This window comes from Streptomyces sp. NPDC001902 (genome assembly GCF_042891295.1).
In the GTDB taxonomy this organism is placed as follows: Bacteria; Actinomycetota; Actinomycetes; order Streptomycetales; family Streptomycetaceae; genus Actinacidiphila.
The window spans coordinates 1-9,976 of record NZ_JBIATA010000056.1; the positions used below are offsets into that span (position 1 = coordinate 1).

General features: G+C 67.5%; 4 protein-coding genes and 4 pseudogenes. 3 read left to right on the top strand and 5 right to left on the bottom strand.

Features of this window, described 5'->3' with window-relative positions; genetic code table 11:
* Nucleotides 1–90: 90 nt before the first annotated feature.
* Nucleotides 91–228, bottom strand: a pseudogene (locus ACFYYN_RS43185) (transposase); the annotation flags it as partial.
* Nucleotides 229–323: 95 nt separating this feature from the next.
* Here ACFYYN_RS43185 and ACFYYN_RS43190 point away from each other — a divergent pair.
* Nucleotides 324–665 (top strand): annotated as a pseudogene (locus ACFYYN_RS43190) (transposase); the annotation flags it as partial.
* 22 nt (nucleotides 666–687) lie between these two features.
* On the opposite strand, the pseudogene ACFYYN_RS43195 reads toward ACFYYN_RS43190, so the two are convergent.
* Nucleotides 688–1,771, bottom strand: a pseudogene (locus ACFYYN_RS43195) (transposase).
* 412 nt (nucleotides 1,772–2,183) lie between these two features.
* Here ACFYYN_RS43195 and ACFYYN_RS43200 point away from each other — a divergent pair.
* A pseudogene (locus ACFYYN_RS43200) lies at nucleotides 2,184–2,648 on the top strand (IS5 family transposase); the annotation flags it as partial.
* Between the two features lie 1,315 nt (nucleotides 2,649–3,963).
* On the opposite strand, the gene ACFYYN_RS43205 reads toward ACFYYN_RS43200, so the two are convergent.
* The 3 genes from ACFYYN_RS43205 to ACFYYN_RS43215 form a co-directional block, all read right to left on the bottom strand.
* Nucleotides 3,964–5,061, bottom strand: a complete 1,098-nt coding sequence (locus ACFYYN_RS43205; RefSeq protein ID WP_500550175.1) for a caspase, EACC1-associated type — start codon at nucleotides 5,059–5,061, stop codon at nucleotides 3,964–3,966.
* Entirely contained in the window at nucleotides 5,062–5,406 is a 345-nt protein-coding gene (locus ACFYYN_RS43210; RefSeq protein ID WP_500550176.1) for an effector-associated constant component EACC1, read from the bottom strand.
* 114 nt (nucleotides 5,407–5,520) lie between these two features.
* On the bottom strand, nucleotides 5,521–7,008 hold the full coding sequence (locus ACFYYN_RS43215; RefSeq protein ID WP_500550177.1) for a tetratricopeptide repeat protein: 1,488 nt from the start codon (nucleotides 7,006–7,008) through the stop codon (nucleotides 5,521–5,523).
* A 572-nt stretch (nucleotides 7,009–7,580) separates the two neighbouring features.
* Here ACFYYN_RS43215 and ACFYYN_RS43220 point away from each other — a divergent pair.
* Nucleotides 7,581–9,938, top strand: a complete 2,358-nt coding sequence (locus ACFYYN_RS43220; protein ID WP_500550178.1) for an AfsR/SARP family transcriptional regulator — start codon at nucleotides 7,581–7,583, stop codon at nucleotides 9,936–9,938.
* Nucleotides 9,939–9,976: the final 38 nt, after the last annotated feature.

The window sequence follows — 9,976 nt, forward strand, 5'->3', positions numbered from 1 at the left end:
CGGTCAGGCCCCCACCCTGCGCATACCGCATAGCAACGGCATACCGCAGGGATCACCACCCGTCACCACCCGACGCCCACACGAAAACCTCAGTAACAGGCGGTGCAGCTCCGCCCACACCCGAGCCTTCGTCCACTCCGTGAACCGGCGATGCGCAGTCGCTCCCGACGGCCCGAACGACGGCGCCAGCAACTGGTGCCACGTGCAACCCGACGTCGACACGAACACATGGCCGCCAGTACTTTGACCTCTAACTGATCGTTTCAGAATGAGGTCGGCGTGTCGGCTGGATGTTAATGATCTTCGTCGGCAAGGTCTGCGGGGTGCCTGATGATCTTGTCCCGGATGACCTGTGGGAGCGCATAGCCCCGCTGCTGCCGCCGCAACCCGAGCGAAGGCACCGGCACCCAGGTCGGCTTCGGGTGCCTGACCGTGTTGCACTGGCGGGCATTGTCTACGTGCTGCGCAAGGGGGTGGCCTGGCGGGACGTGCCCGCCGGCGTCGTGGGCTGCTCGGGCGTGACCGCCTGGCGCCGACTGCGGGACTGGACCGAAGTCGGTGTCTGGCCCCGACTGCACGCGGAGCTCCTTGCCGAACTACGCAAGACCGGCTTGCTCGAGATGGACGACTGCGCGATTGATGGCTCCCATGTCAGAGCCCTCAAAGACATCTCAGGGGGCTATGAAGTCAAGCCGCCTGCTGGGTTGGGGGTGACAGGAGCGGTGCGAAGGCGCGCTGTTCGTCAAATTGCTGTCGGGTCTTGAGACAGTGATGGAGCTGGCCGAGGAAGCGGTTCAGCAAGTGTCTTTGTGCGGCGGCATGCCAATCACCATGCTCGCGTCGGCGCCGGTAGTGCGCGTTCGCTCCTGGTGAGGCGGTGAGGGCGGCGAAGGCGCAGAGGAAGCCGGCGTTGATGAGGCGATTGTTTTTGACGAACCGGCGGCCGACGAAACGCTTCTTGCCGGATGCCCGGGTGATGGGCGCGGATCCGGCGTACGACTTCAGCGCCCTCGCGTCGGGGAACCGTGCCCGGTCGTCGCCCAGCTCGGCGAGCACGCGGGCCCCGAGCATGGGCCCCAGGCCGGGGAAGCTGAGCAGGATCTCGCTGTCGGCGTGGTGGTGAAAGGCGGCTGTGGCCGCCTCCGCGAGATCGTCCGCGGCTTGGCAGGCGGCGTCCAGCAGCTTGAGCAGAGCCAGGAGCTGGTGGCCGAAGGCGTCCTCGACGCCGGGGAGCTGGTGGGCGTACTCAGCGCGGAAGACGTCCCGCAGCCGCTCGGCCTGCGCGTCGCAGCCGCGGAGGCGGCCACTGCGTTTGAGGGCAGCCCGCAGCTGGGCGAGGGTGAGCTTCGCGGCCTTGGCCGGAGTCGGCGCCAGGGTGAGGATGACGCGGGCGTCAGCCCTGGTCAGACCGCCTTGCTTGCCCTGGAAGGCCAGCAGAGCAGCAGGGTAGTACTCGCGCAGGAGCGAGCGGACTTGGTTGGCGGTCGCGGTAGCGAGCGGCGGCGAGCGGGTTGATCGCGAAGACACGGCGGCTGCCGGTGCCCAGGGTCGCGACCAGGAGGCCGTGGCTGGTCTCGATGGCCACCGGTATCGGGTCTTCGGGGCTGTCGCCGTGTTCGGCGAGGAGGGCCAAGAGCTTGTGGTAGCCGGACGCGTCGTCGGTGATACGGGCTTTGGCGAGCAGAGTGCCGGCTTCGTCGACGAGGGCGGCGTCGTGGTGGCGCTCTGCCCAGTCGATGCCGCAGAACACGGTCAAGCGGTCCTCCAAGATCTGTCCGTTTATGCAGGTCACGAGCACATGCGGGTCACGCGGCGCCCTAATCCAAGGACTCGTTGGTCCGCCATCTCAGTAGCCGTTCGCGACACCAGCGCACTCCAGGGGCTCGATCTTCTGCAGAGCTCGTGGGCTCGCGGATGAACAAGAGGTCGACCCTGGAGCGGGCTCGCGCCGTGACGATTAACGTCCGAGCAGTCCATGCGAGTTTCGCGGTGACCACGGGGCCGGGCTCGCCGCTCTTGGCGCAAGCCTCAAGCCCGGCGCCCGCGTCATCACCGCGGACAGCGATGCCGCTCTTTGAGGAGGCCTTGACGGCCAGGGGGGATCCAGGCATTCGCTGTCCTGTGCGAGCAGCTGCCCCGGGTCGTTGCATGGGCCTGGGCCGTCTGCTTACGCACTGGATTAGGGGGATCACGTCGGGCCTTCGCCGGTCGACCGGGCCCGCCCCGGCTCCAAGCACCACTTGATCGTCGGCCGCCGCGGCACCCCGCTGGCCGTGTCCGTGACCGGCGGGAACCGGCATGACGTCACGCAGCTGATGCCGCTGCTCGACGCGATCCCGCGAATACGGGGTCTGCGGGGACGTCCGCGGAGCAAGCCCAAGCGTCTGTTCGCCGACCGGGGCTACGACTACGACAAGTACCGCCGGCTGCTGTGGCAGCGCGGCATCAAGCCGCTCATCGCGCGGCGCGGCGTCGCCCACGGCTCCGGCCTGGGCAAGACACGCTGGGTCGTCGAGCGCACCTTCGCCTGGCTTCACCAGTTCAAACGACTGCGGATCCGCTACGAACGCCGCGCCGACCTCCACCAGGGCCTCTTGGAACTCGCCTGCAGCATCATCTGCCTCCGACGACTCCGCACGTCATTCTGAAACGATCAGTAAGCCGAGGTCTCGGAATCAGGTGTAGCCGAGTTGTTCCGGCAACAGGGGCAGTCGCTTCGACATCCGCAGGCTGTCTCGCCCGGCTTGGCGACCGGGACGACGAGCATGGGCTCAGCTCCTCGAATCGGTCGTACATAAGGCTGTCCCGAGGACGGGTCGTGTCCAATCCCCTGCAAGATGTGGCCAGTTCCTTGGGGAAAGCAGAACATCTCGTGGGGTCCGGCGCGATACCAGTCCTTGCCTTCTGGGGGCTGTGTGGCCAGGACATCATCGAAGTCTGCACCGGTCTCTCCCATCAGCATGTAGGAGATCCCGATACGGTCGATCGTTGGGGTCTTGCCCTGCATGACCTCCTCGACAAACTGCATCCAGGTTGGGTCGAGGCACATGGGGCCGGGAGCCGGCTGACCGGGGGGAGTTGGCATGCAGATCCAGTCGGGTGACCCTTCCCTAAGGACTGTCTTCATGTCTGAGTCCAGAACCGTTGCCGTCTCCGCGATGAAGCGCGGGGCGGCACTGAGCGCATCTCGGATCTTCTCTTCCCTCGTAGGCTCTCCGCGTTCTGACACGATCATTCTCCTCACAGAGCGTATGCGGTTCGAACTCAAAGGAAAGGTCGTCTACGCTTTTGGTCGAAGTTTCACACCGGCGCGTCCTGACACGGACAGTATCCCTTCACGGTGCGATATCCGCGCGTTGTGCGATGCCTTGATGTTGATGGGGAACGGGCTGGCGGCGGCGAACGGAGGGAGTCCAGGCGCAGCTCCTCGCACTGCCCGTCGGAGTTGACTCCGCACCTGGCTGCGTGAGCGGGGCATCGCCAACACCATCCCCGAGCGCGTCGGCCAGATCCGCAACCGGCTCCGCCGAGGCCGACACAGCGGACGCCCCATGTTCGGCCCGTGTCTGGCATCAGTGGCGGGCGCCGTCGTGCTGCAAGGGCGTTGACCGGGGGTGGGCCGGAAGTTGAGCCTGTTCTGTGCTGCGGGGGTCAGCTCGGCAGCGGTGCGTCGGCGGGTGTGGTGTACGTCCGGGCACGCTGCGGCTTCGCGCACCAGGGTGTCGCGTTCGATGTCGTCGGCCGCCAGGTGTCAGCGCGTTTTTACGGTCACTCAGCCGACCAGGTACTTGCATCGCGCGGCCGTGTACGGTGGCACTCTGCGACGTCTCTATCGACCTTGGCGCGATTGGAGCGGCGGTGACGGCGGCCTTGAACATGTCCGGTCGTGGTGGGTCTGTGGACGTTGACGGTGGTGCCGTGTTTCCCGAGCGGACACGAGCTGGTTGATGAGGGGAAGGGGCGTCAGTCTCCGCTCAGCAGTTGGCGCAGCACGTTGAAGCTGTCCCTGGCCTCACTCACTCCGGCGTCGGCGGCTTTCTGGAGCCACTGTTCGGCCTGTGTGGGGTCGCCAGTCTGCCACTGCTGCAGGCCCAGCTCGTACATGGCGGTCGGATGTCCCGCCTCGGCGGCTTTCCGGTGCCACAGGGAGGCCTGGAATGTGTCCCCGCTCTGTCTGAGCAACAGGGCGAGACGGACCATCGCGTCGCGCTGCCCGGCGATGGCGGCGCTGCGGTAGCAGGACAGTGCCCGAGTGATGTCGCCGAGGGCCTCCAGCCGCCTACCTTCCTCGGCCAGTGCAATGGCGTCGGCGGTTCCGGCAGGCGGCCGGTTGCGGGCGAGCGCCAGGCGGCCGATCGTGCGGGTGTTGCGCTGCTCGGGGACCGGAAATCCTTTACGGGGCAGTAGGGCCGACAGATGCTCGTGGATGACCGGCAGGGTGAGGAACTCGGTCTCGTCGCCTGTTCCGTGACGCAGTAGTCGGAGCAGCTCCCCGGTGTACGCCGTGTGCCGCGCGCCGACCGGGGCGACGGCGGACCGATTCGCCGGCGACGAGGTCAGCGTGCAGGTACCGGTCACCTCGATCTGACCGGCGACCAGCGACGCCGTGTCGGCCATCATGTCGATGGCGCGACCGGAGAAACAGCAGTCCAGGACGAGTACGCGATTGGCCGCCCGGGCGGTCGCGAGGGTGCCGCGCAGCAGGGCGAAGGGCAGGCCCGTCCAGGCCACGAGCGCCCGATCGCTGTGAGTGCCGGGCAGCGACAGGTGAAGCTGTCCGTCCGGGCCGACCAGGCCGTGGCCGGAGTAGTACACCAGGAGCATGTCCTCCGCTGCTGCGGACGCGGCCAGCAACCGGGAGCCGATGACCGCCAGATCCGGCTCGTCCGGCATCCGGATGCAGGCTTCGGGTGCGAGGCCCGTGCCCCAGCGACTGGTGAGGACCGTGGCGAGGTCCTCAATGTTGTTGCGGACCGCAGCCAGATTGGGCAGCTCCGGGTCGGCGAATGTACTGGTCCCGAGCAGGAGCGCACGTGACCGGTCGGGGTCAGGGAGTCGCACTCAGCGCTCCAGTGCTTGGCGCAGCAGGACCTCGATCTCCCGTTCGGTGCAGCCACGTACGGAGACTCGGACCCCCCTTCCGTCAGCGCCGGTCACCTCGATGTCCGCCGAGGGGCGGCGGTGTCTGATCCATGTGGACAGCGAGGCCGCCAATACCGTTCCGACGCCCTGGGCGCCCAAGGCGACGATCAGGACGTCTGCGACGCTACCCATCTGGCCGGCTCGTACGAGGGGCTGCGCGGCCGACACACGCCCACGGAAGTCGTCCTCGCGTGACAGCCAGTTCGCCAACTCGACCAGTTCCGCAGCCGCCGTGTCGCCGGACAGCCGAATCCGTACGTCCATTACCGCACCCCTTTCCTCTTGCCTCATTTCGACCTCCCACCACCTGAACCAGAACTTCCATCCGGTCTGGCCCGGTCTCACCGGCACGGCGCGCGTCGCACGGCCGCGGACCGCTCAGCTTCTGCGCTTGTCATCCAGCAGCGTGTGCAGTTTGTCCAGCGCGTCGATCTCTCCGGCCTCGTGGGCCATTCGGCACCAGCGTTCGCCCTCGCTCAGGTTCCCGGCCATAGTCAGCGTCAGACCCAGCAACTTCATCGACGAACCATCGCCGGCGTCCGCGCCCTCGCGCCACCAGTGCAGCGCCTGGGCCGGATCGCCGCTCTGCCACCGCCGGGACCCGGCCAGATACATGGCCGTGACGTTTCCCGCTGCGCCGGCCCGCTGGAACCACTGCTCTGCCTCGGACATTTCCTCGCGCTGCTCCAGCACGATCGCCAGCCTGAGCATGGCCTGGTCGTCCCCGGCCATGGCGCCCTGGCGATACCACTGCTCGGCCTCTGCCATCTCTCCGCGGCGCTCCAGGAGCGTTGCCACCCTGGTCATCGCGTCGGTGATGCCCGCGAGCGCGGCGGTCCGGTACCGCTGTTCGGCCCCTGCCAAATCGCCGCGCCGCTCTAGGAGTCTGCCCAGGAGGCTCATCGCGTAGGGCGTCGCGGTGTTTCGCCGGTACCACTGCTCGGCCTCGGCTTCGTTTCCCCGTTCCTCCAGCAGCAGTCCCAGGAAGAGCATGGACCGGGCGTGCCCCTTGTCGGCGCCCTTTCGGAACCACTGCTCCGCGTCAGCTGCCCGGCCGAGCTGATCGAGCAAGGAGCCCAACTTCACCATGGCCTCGGCGCGGCCGAGCGAAGCGCCCTCGCGGAAGCGCTGCTCGGCCTCGGCAGTGTCGCCGCGCTGCTCCAGCAACATGCCCAGGCGGATCAACACCCCGGCTGCGAGTTCCGCCGTATCCGGCTCGGCCGCCGCGCCGGCCCCTTCCAGAACGTAGGTGGCCTCCCTTAGCCACTGCTCCGCCTCGGCCACCTCGCCGCGCTGCACTGCCAGTCGTGCGAGCTCGTTCATCGCTGCGCCCTGCACGAAGGCACTCTTCGCGGTGTCCACGGCTTCCCGGTACCACTGCTCAGCCGCGGCCGCGTCCTCACGCTGTTCAAGGAGCAGCCCCATCTGCTGCAGTGCGAAGACGTCGCCCAGGTCGGTCGCCCGCCGGTACCACTGTTTCGCACCAGGCAGATCCCCGCGCTCCTCCAGCAGGAATCCCACAGCGCCCATGGCGGCGCCGTGGCCCATGTCCGCGGCCTTGCGGCACCACTGTTCGGCCTCGGTGGGCTGCCCACGTTCCTGGAGCAGTCCGCTCAGCCGGAACATCGACTCGACATGGCCGGAGGCCGCGCCCCGTCGATACCACCGCTCCGCTTCCGCGGCTGCCTCCTGCTGGTGAAGCACCCAGCCCAGGAGGCACATCGCGGGGACACTCCCAACGGCGGCGGCCTTCCGGTACCACTGTTCGGCCTCGACGAGGTCTCCTCGGTCCCTCAGCAGGGTTCCCAGTTTCACCATCGCCTCCGGTTCCCCGGAGTCGGCAGCCTCGCGATACTGCTGTTCCATCAGTTTTCCCTCCTTGTGGCGCACCGCCCCCGGTGGTGCGGTGTGAATGCGTTGACCTGCTTCGCTCGACGCCTGGTGATGCGACGCCGTCCGCCGGTTCCCCGGGACCGGCGGACGGCAGCTTGTGGCGGGCGATGTCCCTACGTGGAAATCCCGCGCACTGGCACGTCGCGGCAGCAGGCCGATGGACAGTGCGTCCGGCCTGCGCGGTCGGTGGTGGCTACACTCGGGGTCACTTCGGCGGGCGCCGTATCTGCCACTTGTAGATGACGGACGCCAGCCAGTTCACGCGCGAGTGGGCGTATCCACCGCTCGGACGGGTCCTGCTGCGACGATGCCTGCCGGCAGTTGCGGGCCGCCTGATCTTCCTCAACCTGTCCAGCTCCTCTGTGTCATGCGCTCGGCGGTTCGCAAAGAGCGTCGCCTTCTCGATGCCGTCAGCTTGCCGAAGGGGGAGAGGAAGAAATCTTGAGGAAACCTGGACGAGCAGGTCACAGGGCCAGGACGATGGCCGACCGGGGCGTCAGGAGGCCGCGGACTCCCTGATAGCGTGGTGACGGAGGGACAGCCGGGTGGACATACGGTTGCTGGGACCGGTACATGCGTACGTAGCCGACGAGGAGATTGACCTCGGTCGGCCTCGTCAGCGGTGCGTGCTGGCAGTGCTCCTCATGGAGGCCAACCGTGTTGTGCCGATCGAGGCCCTCATCGACCGTGTATGGGGGGAGAATCCGCCTGCCTCAGTGCGCAACGTGCTCTACGGCTATATCGCCCGGCTACGGTCCGCGCTCCGACAGGCCGACGCATCGTCGGCCGGTGTGCACCTGACGCGAAGCTCGGGTGGCTACACGCTTCGGACGCCGGCCGAGCGGGTAGACCTGCACCGTTTCCGTGAACTCGTCAGCCGAGCCCGTGTGCGGGAAGGCATCGACGACGACGAGACCGCCAGACTCCTGGGGCACGCGCTGGAAATGTGGCGCGGTGAACCTTTGGCCGGCCTGACGGGGCTGTGGGCGGAAGGGACGCGGGCCAGGCTGGAGAGGGAACGCATAGAGGCCTTACTGCTCCACCATGAGGTGCAGTTGCGCGGAGGGCGTCACGAGGAGATTCTCCCCCAGCTGCGCGAACTGGCCGCAGACCATCCGCTCGATGAGCGGATGGCCGGACAACTGCTGACGGCGCTGTATCGATGCGGGTCACAGGCCGAAGCTCTCGGGCACTACGAAGGCATTCGCCTCCGGCTCGCCGAGAACCTGGGGGTCGACCCGAGCAGGGAGCTGCAGAGGGTCTACCAATTCATCCTGCACGACGATCCGACAGCGGCCGCCCCATATCCACGGACTACTCAACCGGCACCCGACAGCGTCCGGCGGGTGCCAGCCGAACTGCCGCACGATGCACGTGGATTCTCCGGCCGCTCCGACGAACTCGCCCAACTGCACGCTCTGCTCCCGTCTGCGCAGGGTCAAGGACCGGCGAACACCGTGGTCATCTCCGCCATCGGCGGAGCGGCCGGGATCGGCAAGACAGCTTTGGCAGTGCACTGGGCCCACCAGGTGCGTGATCGCTTCCCGGACGGCCAGCTGTACGTGAACCTGCACGGCTTCGACCACGACCGGCAGCCCACGCGGTCCAACGAGGCGCTCGAGCTATTGCTGCGGAGCCTGGGGCTCGCGGTGTCGGAGATCCCGTCCGATGAGGACGCCCAGGCCCGCGCCTACCGGACACTGCTGGCCGACCGGCGCATGCTTGTCCTACTGGACAACGCGGCTTCGGCCGAACAAGTCCGCCCCTTGCTTCCGGGCAGTCCGTCCTGCTGTGTCGTCGTCACCAGCCGCAACCGACTCGGCGATCTCGTCGCCCGAGACGGTGCGCACTCAATGCCGTTGGACCTTCTTCTGCCGACCGAGGCCCGCGCCCTGCTGAGCGAGATGCTCGACGCAGAGCGACTGATCGCCGAACCGCTCGCGGTCGACGAACTGATCCGGTTGTGCGGCAGCCTTCCGCTGGCGCTGCGCTTGGCTGCCGCTCGGCTGGCAGGCGACCCCGGCCTGCGCCTATCCGATCTGGTTTCCGAGATGTCCGAGGGTAACCGCCTCGAGGCGCTGGAACCGGACGGCACCGACAACCTCTCCTTGCGCATTGCTCTTACCGCTTCATACCGGGTTCTGGCTCCCGCGGCACGGCGGCTCTTCCGTCTGCTCGGCTTGTTCCCCGGGCCGGAACTTACGGCCGAAGCCGCGGCAGTGCTGCTAGACACTTCGCTGCACCAAGCCCGACGTCTGCTCAGCGCCCTGGCCGTAGCACATCTGATCGAACCCGAGGCGGCGGGCCGGTACCGCTTCCATGATCTCCTTCGAGAATACGCACACGAGCGCGCCCAAGCAGAAGAGACGGCAGCGGACCGCGACGCCGCGCTGGAGCGGGTCCTGATCTGGTACCTCAACGCCGCCCGAGCCGTCTCAGGAACCTGGCTCTTCCCGGAACTGCCCGAGAACCTCCGGTTCTCCGGGCATCCGGGCCTGCCGTCCACAAGCGGAGGCGAGCAGTGGCTGGAGGCGGAGCGGGCCAATCTCCTCGCCATCGTCAACCATGCGGGCCGGCACGGTCCCCGCGCCGTCGCCTGGCATCTGACCTCCGCACTGTTCGGATTCTTCTGGCTCCGCCTCCCGCGGGTGACATGGCAGGCCACCGCACAGACGGCGCTGAACGCGGCCACGGCCGAAGGCGACCTGTTCGGTCAGGCTGCCATGCACAGCAGCCTGGGAGTGGTCCAGTGGGACCGGGGGCACGCCAGGCAGGCGCTGGACCACCATGCGTACGTGGTGAAGATCAGTCGCGAGCTCGGTTGGGCGGTAGGCGAGGCTGCAGGTCTAGGTTCTGTTTCTTGGATCATGTGCGGAGCCAGATCATCAGGGCTGCGACGGTGACGGTTCCGAGGTAGGTGTAGGCGCGTTTGTCGTAGCGG

What these genes read in the sequence shown, in the direction of transcription:
- ACFYYN_RS43210 (WP_500550176.1), bottom strand. Translation starts at nt 5,406, where the DNA reads ATGGACGTACGGATTCGGCTGTCCGGCGACACGGCGGCTGCGGAACTG.
- ACFYYN_RS43215 (WP_500550177.1), bottom strand. Translation starts at nt 7,008, where the DNA reads ATGGAACAGCAGTATCGCGAGGCTGCCGACTCCGGGGAACCGGAGGCG.